Annotated in this window: 18 protein-coding genes; 9 read left to right on the top strand and 9 right to left on the bottom strand. The window is 64.7% G+C overall.

The window, feature by feature from the left end; genetic code table 11:
• Positions 1-105 precede the first annotated feature (105 nt).
• Genes XF30_RS25915 through XF30_RS25885 form a run of 7 tightly spaced genes read right to left on the bottom strand, consistent with a single transcriptional unit; the run spans position 106 to position 6,609 of the window.
• Positions 106-1,311: a phosphopentomutase gene (locus XF30_RS25915; RefSeq protein ID WP_109144244.1), complete on the bottom strand. Its 1,206-nt coding sequence runs from the start codon at positions 1,309-1,311 to the stop codon at positions 106-108.
• Positions 1,299-2,249: a glycoside hydrolase 5 family protein gene (locus tag XF30_RS25910; RefSeq protein WP_036005069.1), complete on the bottom strand. Its 951-nt coding sequence runs from the start codon at positions 2,247-2,249 to the stop codon at positions 1,299-1,301. The genes XF30_RS25915 and XF30_RS25910 overlap by 13 nt, the downstream gene beginning before the upstream one ends.
• Positions 2,246-3,013 carry a TIGR04290 family methyltransferase gene (locus tag XF30_RS25905; RefSeq protein WP_074448197.1) on the bottom strand — a complete coding sequence of 256 codons (768 nt, stop codon included), beginning with the start codon at positions 3,011-3,013 and terminating at the stop codon, positions 2,246-2,248. Before XF30_RS25905 ends, XF30_RS25910 begins: the two co-directional genes overlap by 4 nt.
• Positions 3,010-3,810 (bottom strand): nucleotidyltransferase family protein, encoded by an 801-nt coding sequence (locus tag XF30_RS25900; RefSeq protein ID WP_109144243.1) that lies wholly within the window; start codon positions 3,808-3,810, stop codon positions 3,010-3,012. The genes XF30_RS25905 and XF30_RS25900 overlap by 4 nt, the downstream gene beginning before the upstream one ends.
• Before the next feature lie 2 nt (positions 3,811-3,812).
• On the bottom strand, positions 3,813-4,916 hold the full coding sequence (locus tag XF30_RS25895; protein ID WP_109144242.1) for a CgeB family protein: 1,104 nt from the start codon (positions 4,914-4,916) through the stop codon (positions 3,813-3,815).
• Positions 4,913-5,509: a histidine phosphatase family protein gene (locus XF30_RS25890; RefSeq protein ID WP_109144241.1), complete on the bottom strand. Its 597-nt coding sequence runs from the start codon at positions 5,507-5,509 to the stop codon at positions 4,913-4,915. The genes XF30_RS25895 and XF30_RS25890 overlap by 4 nt, the downstream gene beginning before the upstream one ends.
• Entirely contained in the window at positions 5,509-6,609 is a 1,101-nt protein-coding gene (locus XF30_RS25885) for an inositol-3-phosphate synthase (RefSeq protein ID WP_109144240.1), read from the bottom strand. Before XF30_RS25885 ends, XF30_RS25890 begins: the two co-directional genes overlap by 1 nt.
• Before the next feature lie 341 nt (positions 6,610-6,950).
• Between XF30_RS25885 and XF30_RS25880 the strand changes: the two genes are divergently transcribed.
• The 5 genes from XF30_RS25880 (at position 6,951) to XF30_RS25860 (ending at position 10,864) form a co-directional block, all read left to right on the top strand.
• Positions 6,951-7,238, top strand: coding sequence for a hypothetical protein (locus tag XF30_RS25880; RefSeq protein WP_057029924.1), 288 nt, complete (start codon positions 6,951-6,953; stop codon positions 7,236-7,238).
• A gap of 12 nt (positions 7,239-7,250) precedes the next feature.
• Positions 7,251-8,168 carry a glycosyltransferase family protein gene (locus XF30_RS25875; RefSeq protein ID WP_109144239.1) on the top strand — a complete coding sequence of 306 codons (918 nt, stop codon included), beginning with the start codon at positions 7,251-7,253 and terminating at the stop codon, positions 8,166-8,168.
• Positions 8,169-8,255: 87 nt separating this feature from the next.
• Positions 8,256-10,022 carry an SDR family oxidoreductase gene (locus XF30_RS25870; RefSeq protein WP_109144238.1) on the top strand — a complete coding sequence of 589 codons (1,767 nt, stop codon included), beginning with the start codon at positions 8,256-8,258 and terminating at the stop codon, positions 10,020-10,022.
• 123 nt (positions 10,023-10,145) lie between these two features.
• Positions 10,146-10,364 carry a DUF6894 family protein gene (locus XF30_RS25865; protein WP_057029921.1) on the top strand — a complete coding sequence of 73 codons (219 nt, stop codon included), beginning with the start codon at positions 10,146-10,148 and terminating at the stop codon, positions 10,362-10,364.
• Positions 10,365-10,378: 14 nt separating this feature from the next.
• Complete coding sequence (locus tag XF30_RS25860) at positions 10,379-10,864, top strand: metallophosphoesterase family protein (protein WP_109144237.1); 486 nt, start codon at positions 10,379-10,381, stop codon at positions 10,862-10,864.
• Here XF30_RS25860 and XF30_RS25855 read toward each other — a convergent pair.
• Positions 10,861-11,049: a hypothetical protein gene (locus XF30_RS25855; protein ID WP_036005037.1), complete on the bottom strand. Its 189-nt coding sequence runs from the start codon at positions 11,047-11,049 to the stop codon at positions 10,861-10,863. The genes XF30_RS25860 and XF30_RS25855 overlap by 4 nt on opposite strands.
• Positions 11,050-11,233: 184 nt before the next feature.
• On the opposite strand from XF30_RS25855, the gene XF30_RS38675 reads away from it, so the two are divergent.
• Both XF30_RS38675 and XF30_RS25850 read left to right on the top strand, forming a co-directional pair.
• Complete coding sequence (locus tag XF30_RS38675; protein ID WP_192893250.1) at positions 11,234-11,407, top strand: hypothetical protein; 174 nt, start codon at positions 11,234-11,236, stop codon at positions 11,405-11,407.
• A 35-nt stretch (positions 11,408-11,442) separates the two neighbouring features.
• Positions 11,443-11,799 (top strand): hypothetical protein, encoded by a 357-nt coding sequence (locus XF30_RS25850; protein WP_109145847.1) that lies wholly within the window; start codon positions 11,443-11,445, stop codon positions 11,797-11,799.
• A 240-nt stretch (positions 11,800-12,039) separates the two neighbouring features.
• On the opposite strand, the gene XF30_RS25845 is transcribed toward XF30_RS25850, so the two are convergent.
• A complete protein-coding gene (locus XF30_RS25845; protein ID WP_036005032.1) occupies positions 12,040-12,255 on the bottom strand; it encodes a hypothetical protein in 216 nt (71 codons plus the stop codon).
• 305 nt (positions 12,256-12,560) lie between these two features.
• Here XF30_RS25845 and XF30_RS25840 point away from each other — a divergent pair, with 305 nt between their 5' ends.
• Entirely contained in the window at positions 12,561-13,256 is a 696-nt protein-coding gene (locus XF30_RS25840; protein ID WP_349644156.1) for a DUF2243 domain-containing protein, read from the top strand.
• Between the two features lie 128 nt (positions 13,257-13,384).
• On the top strand, positions 13,385-13,822 hold the full coding sequence (locus XF30_RS25835; RefSeq protein WP_109144235.1) for an NUDIX hydrolase: 438 nt from the start codon (positions 13,385-13,387) through the stop codon (positions 13,820-13,822).
• Positions 13,823-13,858: the final 36 nt, after the last annotated feature.

Raw genomic sequence — 13,858 nt, 5'->3', positions numbered from 1 at the left:
GGGAGTTAGAAGCGGTGCAAGGAATGTTCGTTCCTGCGAAACCTACAAACGAAAATTTCTCTAACCTGGATCAATAACCCAAGTGAATCCCAGCTAGAATCCCGGCTAGAAATACGCGCCATGAAGCGGCGCCGGCAGGTCGAGATGTCTTGCAACCGTCGCGCCGATGTCGGCAAAGCCCGCACGTCGGCCGATCGGAGCCGTTGACTGCGCGGTCCACGCCAGGATCGGGACCTGCTCGCGCGTGTGATCGGTGCCGCTCCAGGTCGGATCGCAACCATGATCGGCGGTGATGATGAGGAGATCGTCGCTTCGCAGCCGGCTCAGCAGCTCGGGGAGGCGGGCGTCGAAAGCTTCGAGCGCCGCTGCGTAGCCGGCGACGTCGCGGCGGTGGCCGTAGAGCGTGTCGAAATCGATGAAGTTGGCGAACAAAAGCCCGCCTTCTGCAAGGCCTCCAAGCCCATCGAGCGTGGCATCGAACAGCGCTGCATTGCCGTCGCCGCGCAGGTTTCTCCCGGTGCCGCGATGAGCGAAGATGTCGTCGATCTTGCCGATCGTGACGATGTCGCGGCCGGCAGTTTCTGCAAGGTCGAGGATGGTTCGCTCGGGCGGCGGAACCGAGAAATCGCGCCGGTGCGAGCTGCGCTTGAAATTGCCTGCGTCCGTTCCGACGAACGGACGCGCGATGACGCGGCCGATGTTCAGGGGATCGACCAGCCGTCTCGCGATCGTGCAAACGTCGTAAAGCCGCTCAAGCCCGAACGTCTCCTCGTGCGCCGCGATCTGGAACACGCTGTCGGCCGAGGTGTAGCAGATCGGCTCGCCGCTGCGCATGTGGCGCTCGCCGAATTCGGCGATGATGTCGGTGCCGGAGGCGTGGCAGTTGCCGAGGATGCCGGGCAGTCCGGCTTGTTCGCACAGCTTTGTTACGAGATCGCGCGGGAAGCAGGGCTGGATCTTTGGAAAATAGCCCCAGTCGAACGCGACAGGCACGCCGGCGATCTCCCAATGGCCGGATGGCGTGTCCTTGCCCCTCGATATCTCGCTGGCGCATCCATGGCGCGCACCCTGAACCCGGCCGTCGAGCCCGGGCGGGACGCGCCCCGTCGCAAGGCGGCAGGCCTCGCCGAGGCCGAGCACCACGAGATTTGGCAGGCACAGCGGCCCCTCCCGCTGCGGACTATTGGCACGCCCGGCCATGCATGCATCCGCAATGTGGCCGATGGTGTCGGCACCTTCGTCGCCGTAATTGGCGGCGTCGGGCGCGGCGCCGATTCCGACGGAATCCATCACCAGGATCAGGGCACGCATGTCGGCTCCCTGATCGGCGGGGAGACGCCACTAGAGGAGGCGAGACCGGTCTTCGTGCAATAGCGCTCGACCATCTGCGCGCAGAAATCGGCGAACTCGTTCACGTCGAGCGGCGGGCTGGTGTGATGCGGTTCGAGACCGCGGTGTTCCGGCGTGAAGCAGAACGTCACAGTGATCTCGAACTCGGCCAGCGCATCCATCTGGCGGTCGAACCAGTCCAGTGCGTTGGGGCGGAAGCTGTCGGCCCATGACAGGCCGGTCCGCAAGTGCCGCACGCCAAACCGTCGCATCCAGCGCACGGCGTCATCGAGACGATGGTCCTCGAAATGAAACCACTGGCAGAGGCCCATGTCGGCGGCGTATTGGCCGAACAGCTCCGCCGCGGCTTTCGGCGTTCCATCCTCGCGCAGCAGGCCCATGTGGAAATGCCGGTAATAGGAGGACCCCTCGGCCTCCTTGTGCCGCGTGGTCGCCTCCCAGGCCGAAGGGAGATCATAGAGGCTGTACCAGTGGATGCGCGGCGCGCGGCCGATCAGAAGGTCGGCGGTGCGCGACAGGCCCCAGGCTTGCACCTCCTCGGCGCCGAACGAGGAGACGCCGACCTCGGTGACCCAGACCGGGAGCGAGGTAACAGCCTTGATCTCCTCGATCTTGGCCGGCCATTCTCCGATCTGCCATAAATTCCAGTCGAGCGGAAAGCCGTGCACGGCGACGGCGTCGACGTGATCGAGCACGCCACGCGCCTGCATGCTGCGCATGAAGGACGGGTCGATCGGCGAAATGCCGCCGAGCACGCGCGGCAAGGTCGGATGCGCGCTGCGGATGGCCTTGCCGGCCGCGAGCGCCAGGTTGGCAAACATCGCCCAGTCCGGGTCGATCAGGAGGTCCCAATGCGACTTGTTGTTGGGCTCATTCCAGATCTTGGCCGCCTCGATCATCGGCTCGCCTCCCGTGACGGATAAACCGGCCCGTCGACCTGCGGCCGCGTCGTGCGCTTGCACAGATAGACCTCCTCTTCCGGATGGGCCGCGATGGCAAAGCCGGCGCTGCGCAGCATGGCCTCGACGCAGGCGCGATTGGGCACCCACCAATTGGTGGGGTCGTCGGCATATTTGTGCTCGATGAAGTGCAGCTTCGGGTAGCCGGAGGAATCGAACTGATCGGTAGTCCAGAAGTCGTAATTCTTCTCGATCGCATCGACCCGGCTGTCGCCGCGCAGCATCGACTGAAACAGGAGGAGATCGCCGGCGACGTGCTCATGGATCAGGTCCAGCGCCAGCAGCGGGTGTCGCAGATGATAGAGCACGCCCATGAAGATCACGAGGTCGAACTTTTCGCGCAGCTGCCCGACATCATAGGCCGACATCTTGCGGAATTCGATCCTGAGCCCGTTCACCTCGGCCGCGAAGCGGGCCTGGGCCAGATATTCTTCGTCGGTGTCGAGGCCGAGCACGCGTTCGGCGCCGCGCCGCTTCATCTCCATGGCGTAGAAGCCGGCATTGCAGCCGATATCGAGCACGGTCTTGCCTTCGAGCCGGTCCGGAATGATGCCGGAGAAGCGCTGCCACTTCACATTGGGGTAGTCGCCGAGAAAGTGCGACGGCGCTGTCGGCACGCCCTTGAGGTCGAGATTGTGAAACCATGGCCCCAGCGCATCGACGCGCTGGCGGATTTCCTCGCGGGAGAGGGCGCCTCTGGTCATGCAATCGCTCCGTTATTCATTGAGACCGGCCGGGCCCCGTCCGATGAGGCGCGGGTCCGCGACTTGGAACGGCCCTCGACGCCCTCGGCGAGCAGGGCCATTGCCGTGCGATAGCCGTCGATGGTGCCGACATCGACGTAGGATTCGCCGGCCTTGACCCCGATGCCGTTGCCGCCGGCCGAAAGGTAGGCATTGACCAGCGTCCCGAAATATTCGTCGCGGCGTTCGCGTGCGTGCCACAGCGCCTGGAGCTGGCGGAAGCCGTGGGCCGACATCTTGAAAGCACCCCAGATCCAGCGCGAGGCTGCATTCGGCTGCTTGACCTGGATCTCCGTCACCTGCTCGCCGTCCAGCACCACCGCATCGAAGAATTCGGGGTGCTCGACCGGGAACAGCAGGAACGAGAGGTCTGCCTCGGGCAGGGATTGCAGGGCCGCCTTGGGAAACCACACCGTGTCGGGCAAGCCGACCATGACGTCTTCGTGCCGCCCGACGACGGTGCTTGCCCTGAACACCGCGTCGCACAGGCCGGAGGCTTCGGGCTGCACCACATAGGCGAGCTCGGCGCTGCCGTAATGGTCGCCGAAATATTCGAGGATGTCGGACTTGCCGGGCGAGATCACGAAGCAGATCTTGTCGGCGCCGCCGAGGATGAGGCGCTCCAGCAGATACTCGGAGACGGCGCAGGGACGGTCGGTCCCGTCGTCGCGCCGGCTGCCGACCGGCAGCAATTCCTTCGAGAAGGCGAGCGGCTGAATACGGCTGCCGCGGCCCGCGGCCGGAACGATGCCCCACATGATCAGGCCTCCTCGATTTGTTGCCGGCTGACCCGGCTCGACGCAATCTGCTCGAGCATCGAGATCAGTTCACGCGCCCGCTTGTCGGATGTGTGCTGGTCCATGGTGCGCTCATAGGCGCGCAGGGCCATGCGCCTGAGCTCGGCATCCGGCATCGCGAGTGCGGCAAGCGCGTCGTGCTCGTCGCGTGCGATCAGGATCTCTTCTCCGGGCGCGAAGAAGTCCGCTATTCCGGGCCAGTCGTCGCTCAGCAGCGGGGCACCGCATGCCGCGGCCTCGAACAGCCGGCCGGACGGGCACCAGCCCATCTCCGCCATGGCCCGGCGGGTGACGTTGAGGGTCAGCCGCGATGAGGCAAAGAACGGCGCGTGCTCGGACGGCGGCAGGTGCCGCACGAAATAAATGTTGGGCGACCATGGGAAATCGTCCGGATACTGCGCGCCGCCGATCAGGAAGCGGAGATCCTGGCGCGCCCGCGCGGGCGCGACGAAAAGCGCCTCGAGCGTGCGCTGGCGGTCTTCGGAGTAGGTGCCGAGATAGGACAAATCGGCGCGATAATGCGGCTGCGGCGCGACCGGATGGTGGATGTCTGTGTCGACATGCCCATAAAGCGGCCGCGTGTCGCGCGCGCCGAGCCTGTTGCGGAATTCGTCCGCAACGTGAGGCCCGCCGGTAAAGCTGAGCACCAGCGCGAAGTCCCGCAGGCCGCGCGGGCCGATATAGGGAACGGCCTCGCCGGCGATGAGCCTTGCCAGCGTAACCGGAGTATCGAGGTCGTAGAACACGGGAACGGCACGATCCTCAGCGAGAATCAGCTCGGTCGCGGCGATCGCATCGGGGCAATAGGAGGTCACGATCGCGACGTCGGCATCACGGATTTCGGCGCTTGCCGCCTGCCGCACGTCGTCCCAGTTCGCGAACAGCCGGAGCGCGCCACCCGGCAGCTCGTAGAGATCCCGGGCACCGGCATAATAGGGCACGTCGCGCTCGAAGAAGACGACGCTGTGTCCCGAACGCGCGAGATGCTTGCAGAGGCCGCGCCACAAGGTGGCGTGACCGTTGCCCCAGGAAGACGAGATTGTCAGGCCGAAGATGATGATCTTCACGCCGTCACCCGTTGGTTGATCCTGGTGATCTTCATGCCGCTTCTGTCGGCGCGGAGCGTGCTGATGCTGGCCGGATCGATCTCGATCGAAAGAAACTGGTCGAGCGGCGTGCGCGAATAGTGCAGCAGCGCGGCGCGGATCGGCTCGGCGTGGCTGACGAGGACCACGGCGTCGAGATTGCGATCGCCACGCAGCTGCTCCAGATGAGCGACCATCCGATTCTGAAGCGACCGCATGCTCTCGCCGCCGGGCGGGCGGCTCGTGCCGCGTCGCCCATTCCAGCGCGACCATCGGGGATCCGGCGCCAGCTCGTCGAACGATCGTCCGGTCCATTCGCCATAATCGAGCTCGTCGAGGGCGGGAACGATCTCGACCGGCAGCCTGAAATGCGCCGCGAGGATGCAGGCCGACTGCATACAGCGCCGTTGCGGACTGGACTGAATGAGCGATGGCCGCGGCGCGATGGTGCCGGCACAGCGCGCCATTTCCTCACAGCCGAGATCGTCGAGCGCGACGCCCTTCATCCGGCCGCACAGGATGCGGCCGAGCAGGGCATGATGCCCGTGCCGGACGAGATGGATGATCCCAGCCATCACGCAAACGCCTTGTCGTCGATGAAGGCGCGCGTCCGCCGTCCGGCCTCCTCGTCGGTGAACTGCTGCGGCGGCGATTTCATGAAATAGCTGGAAGGTCCGGTGAGCGCTCCGGCCTGGCCGCGGTCCATGGCGAGCTTGGCACAGCGCACCGCGTCGATCACGACGCCCGCCGAATTCGGGGAGTCCCAGACCTCGAGCTTGACCTCGGCGCTCAGGGGAACGCCGCCGAACGTCGTTCCCTCCAGGCGGATGAAGGCGAGCTTTCGATCGGTGAGCCACGGCACGTGGTCGCTCGGTCCGACATGGATGTTGTCGGGGTCCATGGGGACGTCGAACTGGCTGGTCACGGCCTGGGTCTTGGAGATCTTCTTCGACGCCAGCCGCTCCCGTTCGAGCATGTTCTTGAAATCGGTGTTGCCGCCGACATTGAGCTGGTAAGTGCGGTCGAGCCGCACCCCGCGCTCGCGGAACAGATTGGCGAGCACGCGATGCAGGATGGTGGCACCGACCTGGCTCTTGATGTCGTCGCCGACGATCGGCAGGCCCGCTTCCTCGAAGCGGCGCTGCCAATCCGGATTGGAGGCGATGAAGACCGGAATGCAATTGACGTAGCCGCAGCCGGCCTCGATAGCGCGTGCCGCATACCACTCGCTGGCACGCTGCGAGCCGACCGGAAGATAGGAGACCAGAACGTCGGTGCGGGACATCGCCAGCACTTCGGACACGTCGGCCTCCGGCACGTCCGCAATCGGAACGTCGTCGGTGAGATAATGCCCGATGCCGTCCAGGACCGGTCCGCGCTGCACGATCACGCCTGTCGGCGCGACGTCGGAGAAGCGGTGCGTGTTGTTGGGCGAGGCGAAGATCGCATCGGCGACGTCGCGGCCGACCTTGTTGGCGTTGACGTCGAACGCCGAAGCGATCTGGATATCGCTGATATGGTAACCGCCGAGATCCGCGTTCATTAGCCCCGGGACCGGCTCGTTCGACTTGGCGTTCCGGTAGTAGGTGAGGCCCTGGACGAAGGAGCTCGCGCAATTGCCGACGCCGACGAGTCCGACGCGTACGCGGCGCCTGTGTTGGAGACGAGAATGCATGGAATGAAGCCCTCCGGAAAACGCGCGGCGTCGGTGCAAGAGTCGGTGTAAGTACGTCGGCGAACGTGTGGAAGGTATGTTCGTTCCTGGAAAGGAGATGGCGGGCGGCACGCCTCGGCCGATTCATCGCGAGAAAATGCGACGCGCTTAACATGGGATAAAATCCCGTACCGCCAGCTCGGAACGAACGACTTTCATGATGAAGATGAAGAAGATGATGCTCGCCTCACGCGGACCGTTTCGTATCTGCCGCGAAGAACCAATCACTCCGGCCCGCGTTTGTCGGCCAATGGTTCGATGCGGTGCGGCGTTCATCGCCCGCCTAGTGAACGAGGTGTGACATGACATCCAAGGCACAGAACAGCGAAGCCCACGAGACCACCGATCACAACGTCATCCAGAAATGGGCCGAAGAACGCGGCGGGAAGCCGGCGACCGTGAAGGCGACGGAGGAGGGTGGCCACGCCGGAATCCTGCGTATTGATTTCGATCCGCCGGATGAAGCGTTGGATCGCATCAGCTGGGATGCGTTCTTCGAGAAGTTCGATGAAGCCGGCATCGCGTTCCTGCATCAGGATCGAACCAAGGACGGCAAGCTCAGTCGATTCCACAAGTTCGTGCGACATTAGCGACCGCGCGACATGGCGGGCGGCTGGGCGGAAGCGATCAGGGCGGGCGATTTTGGGCGCGCCTGGCGGATCAACGATCGAGATTTGCTGGAGATCGCGCATCCGCCCAAGCACACTGGCCCGCGCCATCTCCAGCGGATCTGGCGCGGCGAGGACCTGAAAGATAAGCACGTGCTGGTGCGCTGCTATCACGGGCTCGGCGACACCATCCAGTTCCTGCGCTTCATGAAGCCGCTTCGCGCGATTGCGCGCAGCGTCACCCTGTGGTGTCAACCCGAGCTGCTGCCGATGGTCGAGGGCGCAGCGGGCGTCGATCGCGCCATCCCGCTGCATGATGGTGCGCCCGAGAGCGCTTTCGAGGTCGACATCGAGATCATGGAGGTGCCGCACGCTATCAGAGCGCGCCGCGATCAGGTCGAGATGCGCGTTCCCTACCTGATGCTCCCTCCTGTTGCCGTACAACCGCTTCGGCTGCAAAGTCTGGCCGTCGGCCTGGTCTGGAAAGTCGGTGAGTGGGACAAGCGGCGGGAGGTTCCGGCCGTCTTGCTGCGCAATCTCGCTGGATCCGGCGTGACGCTCCATTCGCTTCAGCGCGGGACGAGCACCGAAGAGCTCGCGACGATCGGGGCGCGGGACATCAGCACGCCCGACATCATAGCTCTCGGCCATCGCCTGCGGCAGCTCGATCTCGTCGTATGTGTCGACACCATGGTGGCACACCTTGCGGGCGCGCTGGGATGCGAGGCCTGGGTCTTGCTGCATGCCGATTGCGACTGGCGCTGGCCCCAATCCGGTGCGCGTTCGTTCTGGTACCCGAGCCTGCGGCTGTTTCATCAAACACGGCCGGGCGATTGGGTCGATGTCATCGCCGACGCCCGCAACGCGCTACGGGTGCGGCTCGAAGGAGGTCGAACGACCGCGGCGATGTGATTTCCAGACGTTCTTTCCAAGACATTGATGAGGAACGAGCGCCGCCCACGCGCTTTGGTGCAACGCCCTCGCAATGGAAAGACGCTCATGCAAAGTTCCGACGCCGGTGTGTCGACTGCCAGCCTGTCGCAGGTGACCGACGATATCTGGATCGTGAACGACAAGCCGATCAACGCCGCCGGCCTGCAACTGCCCGTGCGGATGACTGTCATCCGCCTGTCGAACGGCGACCTCGTGCTGCATTCGCCGGTGAGATATTCGCCGGCTTTGCGCCAAGAGCTGGAGCGGCTGGGCACGATCAGATACCTGCTGGCGCCGAATATTGCGCACTGGATGTTCCTGCCAGAATGGCAAAGGCAGCTGCCGCAGGCCGCGATCTTTGCTGCGCGCGGCCTTGCGGCGCGCGGGCAGGTGCGGGCGGCGGGCCTCCGCATCGATCGGGAGCTTGGAGACACGACGCCGGAGGAATGGGCCGCCGACCTCGAAACGGTGTCGGTGAATGCTCCGATGTTCTCGGAGGTCGAGCTGTTCGACAGGCGGAGCCGGACGCTGGTTCTGACCGATATCGTTCAGAACCTCGATCCCCACCACCTCAGCGCCGCGAATACAGCCGCGGCGAGCCTGCTCGGCATTGCCAAGCCGGGCGGGAAGGCCCCGATCTATCTGCGGCTGCTGCTCCGCCTTGGCGGCCGTTCGGCGCGGGCTGCGGGCGAGCGGCTCGTGAAGCTGGCTCCGGAGCGGGTGATCTTTGCGCATGGCGACTGGTTCGAAACACAGGGAACGGCACGCCTGCGGCGATCCCTGCGCTGGCTGCTTCCCGCGGACGTCTCGGGACGCGAGCACGGGCAGATGGTCGGCACGCGCGTCGTCATCACCGGCGCCTCCAGTGGAATCGGCCGCGCCGCGGCGCTGGCCTTTGCCCGCGAGGGCGCAAGCGTGGTCCTCGCCGCACGCCGCGGCGAGGTCTTGATGCGGCTTGCTGCGGATTGTGAGGCGCTCGGAGGCCGGGCCCTGGCCGTGCCAACCGACGTCACTGACGCGGAGGCGGTGCAGCGTCTGGCCGGTGCGGCGGATGAGGCCTTCGGCGGCATCGACGTCTGGATCAACAACGCCGGCACGGGCGTGTTCGGGGCCTATCAGGATGCCGACATCGCGCTTCATCGCCGGACCATCGAGGTTAATCTGCTCGGCACCATGCATGGCGCGTTCGCGGTGCTTCCGATCTTCCTTCGCCAGAACCGCGGTGTCCTGATCAACAACATCTCGCTCGGCGGCTGGGCGCCGACGCCCTTTGCCGCAGCCTACACCGCCAGCAAGTTCGGCCTGCGCGGCTTCACCGCAAGCTTGCGTCAGGAGCTCCGGGCTCATCCCGGCATTCACGTCTGTGGCGTTTTTCCGTCCATGGTCGATACGCCGGGCTTCGTCCACGGCGCCAACGTCTCCGGACGAAGGCTCGATCCTGGTCCGCTGCTTTATCAATCCGAAGATGTAGCCCAGACCCTCCTGCGCCTCGTCCGCGCGCCTCGTGACGAGATGGCCGTGGGGTGGCCGGCGCGCGCCGGGCAACTGGCCTATGCGGTTGCTCCTGAGATCACCGAGAATGTCATCGGAGCCGCATTCCGCTGGCTGCTGTCGCGCGCGCGTCCAGCAGCAAGGAACGAAGGGACCTTGCTCGAAGCGGGTCCGCAGGGCACGTCCGTCGACGGCGGCTGGCTGGTGCGGAAGCAGGTTCCGCCGGCCGCTGTGCTCAGCAAGGGGCTCGTGGTGCTCGGGATCGCTGCCGGCCTGGCATTCGCGGCATCGAGGGCGGGGCGTTACAGACCCCGCGCGAGGACGCGGCGGCGCCGCGCGTGAGTCCGCGGCAATCTCGCGCCGAGGACCGACGGGGATGCCCGCCCGCCGGACCGCAGATGGCTCCGACGCCGGAACGAAGCCCCGAGACCGCGCGTTCCTGCGGGAACACCCGAGGACCAGACGTTGCCGCGCTATCATTTTGATTTGGTGGATTCTGAAACCGTAGCCGACGAGGGAGGTGCCGATTTGCCGGACGACATCAAGGCTCTGGATGTCGCCGAAGAGATTGCGCGGCGCCTGCTCGAGGAGCGTCCCGAGCTTAAGGGCCGCCACTTCTCGATCCTCGTCACGAACGAGGATGGTGAGGAAATCGGCCGGATGCCGCTGGATGTAGTGCACTGAAGCCGTGATCTGACATGACGTTCATGATTGGGGTGATCGCCGACACGCATGGACTGCTGAGGCCCGAGGCGAAGCGCTGCCTCGCCGGCGTCTCGCACATCATCCACGCCGGCGACATCGGCGCCCAGGCGGTGATGGACGGGCTTTGCCGCATCGCACCCGTCACCGCGATCAGGGGAAATGTCGACCGGGGCACGTGGGCTGAACGCTTTCCCGAAACACAAACGCTGCGCCTCGGCGGCCGCAGCTTCCACGTCCTGCACGACCTCAACGAGCTGACGATCGATCCTGCCGAGCTCGGGATCGATGTCGTGGTCTCAGGGCATTCCCACCGCGCGCGGATCGAAACCGTCAACGGCGTGCTCTATCTGAATCCAGGCAGCGCAGGGAAGCGCCGCTTCAAGCTGCCGATTACGCTGGCAACGATGGAACTGCACTCCGGCGGGCCGCTGCGGCCGGTCATTCACGATCTCGACACGCCAGCAGGCCTCCGCTGCTAGTGCGTCTTCGATTTCTGCCACCGCTCCAGATCCAGCGGCGGCCGTTCCGGATCGATCTGTTCCTTCTCGGGATTGCCTTGCCAAGGCTTATCCGTCTGCCGGTGCGTCGGCATATCGGTCTTCCGGCGCGGATCGTCGAGCGGTGTCTCTCGCGGATCGGTTTCAGGTTCAGTCGCCTTTGGCATGTGTTTCCCCGTCGAGAGTTTCCCTGTCGAGCTCGCAGGATGGGCTGCGGCAGCACCCTCTGATCAACCCGGGACGCAGCGCGGTGTTCCCTGTCTCGCGCTGCGGCGATCGGCGCAGGAACGACCCCTGCGACAACTCATTGTTCTATTTCGACATTGCGAACCATCGACACAGGAGCAGCACATGTCAAAGATGCCTCCAGTCCCCGAAGAACAGCGGAGCAACAAGGGACCCGGTTCCGATCCGGCCGTCGAGCCGACAGAACGGGAGCCGGGCCGCGAGAATTTCGATACCCAGGGCCGCCACGGCAACATCAAGCAGAACACGACCAACCAGGGCTACCAGCAGGATCGATGATGCTCGACCTCAACAGATGCACCAAGAGACAGTCGATGAGCAGGACAGGTCTGGTGCTGCTCGCCGTGCTGGCGACCGCCTCCGCCGGAGCGGCATTCGGGCAGGGAGGTGGCGGCGGGGGAGGGAGCGCCGGTGGCGGGGCGGCCGGGAGCACGTCGTCGGCGCCCGGGACCAACTCGGCCGGGACAGCGCAATCGAGCGGCGGCTCCGGCCCACGGGGATCGACGACCGTCGGCCGACCCGGCAATCCTGCAGGCGGCACCAACATCGGACGCATCGATGGGACCGTCACGCCCGGACCCTCGCTGCAGGGCGACGACCAGATTCGTTCGGAGACCTCCCGCGATTCCGAGGCGGATCGAAAGATCAAAGGCATCTGCAGGGGATGCTGAGCCCATGATGCTGACCCCGATCAGCAGGGCTATCGCAGTTGAGATTTTCCCTGCGGCCATCATTCGAGACGCCCGCTTGAGGCGGGCTCCTCAGGATGAGGTCGGAGTGCGCGGCAGCAGTTTCAACGGGCACTGACACCGATTAGCCTCATCCTGAGGAGGCGCGTCAGCGCCGTCTCGAAGGACGAGGCGTGCGCGCAGACCGCCGCCACAAGTCATATGCGATTGCGCTGCCCCTGATCAGGACGCCGGCTTGACCGGCGTCCAGTCCAGGTCCGCATCATCGCAAGGCTCGGGGTCGGCCGGGCAAGGCCTGATCTTCAACTCGTCCTCGAGCACCGCCTCGCCCTCGGCATGCTCGACCAACCCCGCCTCATCGGCTTTCTCCAGCGCTTCCTCCTTGGTCGGAAACGTGCGGCTCATCTTCTCTCCGTCCTTGAACAGGGCGTATGCCATGATCGCCTCTCTGGCTTCCGTCGCTACGCACTATGCGATTTCCCTGAGGTGACTCAGGGTCGACAATCCGAGGCCACTCAAAGCAAGCAAGAACGATCTTCTCGGCATGTGCATCTCCAACATGTGAGCGACAGACGCAGCGTTGATACCGAACGTTCCTATCGGGAATGAAGCCGATAACCAATCGCGCACGCGTGCCGACGAATGTCTGGCTCGTCTTAACGCATGTTAGTCTCGATGAATTGGCACGATTGATCGCAAGCTCGATCCCATTGACCTGCTGATCGCCATAGGAACGTGCGCGTGTGGCATGGCTTGATTCCGTATCGGAAGTGCCGAGCCGCGCACGAGTTCACCACATGGAAGACAGACAAAGCAATTTCCCGACGTCCGCATGCGTCCTTCTCGGACTTGGCCTCGGCGCATTCTTCGACGGCATCGTCTTTCATCAGCTGCTGCAATGGCATCATATGTTAAGCGGCTGGTATCCGCTTAATTCCATCGAGAACATCACCCTCAATACGACCTGGGACGGCATCTTTCACAGTGCCGCCTACGTCCTCGTGCTCGCCGGGCTTTTCCTGATGTGGCAGCGGACACGCCGAAGCGCGCCGCGGTGGTCCGGCTCGCAGTGTCTCGGGACGATCCTGATCGGGTGGGGCATCTTCAATCTCGCTGAAGGCGTGGTCGATCACCAGATCCTGAGATTGCATCAGGTGAACGAGACCGTGCCCGACGGCCAGCGCATTTTCTGGGATATCGGCTTTCTGCTGTGGGGAGCTGCGATGATCGGAATGGGCGTTGCCATGGCACGCGTGGGGGCGCAGGAGGGAGTGCATGCGAAAGGCAGTCTACAGGTCGTTAGAAACACGCCGCCGGCTCTGGTCTACGTGATCTTTCTGCTGCTGCTCGTGCTCGCGACGGCACCAGCGTTTCGGCCAGTGCTGTTCGGCCTCTCCGTCGACGATCTCTTGCAGTTGCGCTGTTTTTCGTCGGTCTGAGCGCGGAGGTGACCATGGTGGAGTTCAGGCTTCCTAGAAATTCCAGCGCCCACACGCGAGGCGCCACTTCGCAAAACAGGAACCATGGCTGCGGCGTTCGCTTATCAGACGCGAGTTGGAGGCGCCTGATGGGAAAGAAGCAATTTGCCGCTCTGCCGTTTCGTCTGGACAAGTCCGAGCTGCGGGTGATGCTGATCACGACCAGGCGCAAGCGCAGGTGGAGCGTCCCAAAGGGATCGCCGATGCGCAACAAGGAGCCGCACCTGACGGCTGCGCTCGAAGCCTATGAGGAGGCGGGCCTGGTCGGGGTCGTGGCCACGCGCGCACTGGGCAGCTTCAAGCATCGCAAGCGAAAAGGTGATCGCAAGCGGACCATGAACGTTGCCGTCTTCCCCATGAAGGTGCACGGGCGGGAGCGTTGGTGGCCCGAGAAGGGCGAGCGGGAGGCGATCTGGGTCTCGCCGAAGACGGCGGCGCGCCTGGTGCACAAGGCGCAGCTCCGGCGCCTGATCGCCCGGTTCGCGGCGCAGACGGCGCGCGAGACATCCTCGCCGCTCGGCCGGTGAGGGGTGGGCCGGATTTAGGAACGCGCCGCGCGCCCA

This window comes from Bradyrhizobium sp. SUTN9-2 (assembly GCF_003122645.1).
In the GTDB taxonomy this organism is placed as follows: domain Bacteria; phylum Pseudomonadota; class Alphaproteobacteria; order Rhizobiales; family Xanthobacteraceae; genus Bradyrhizobium; species Bradyrhizobium yuanmingense.
The sequence above is the reverse complement of the archived record's forward strand: the minus strand, read 5'-3'. Positions and strand labels throughout refer to the sequence as shown.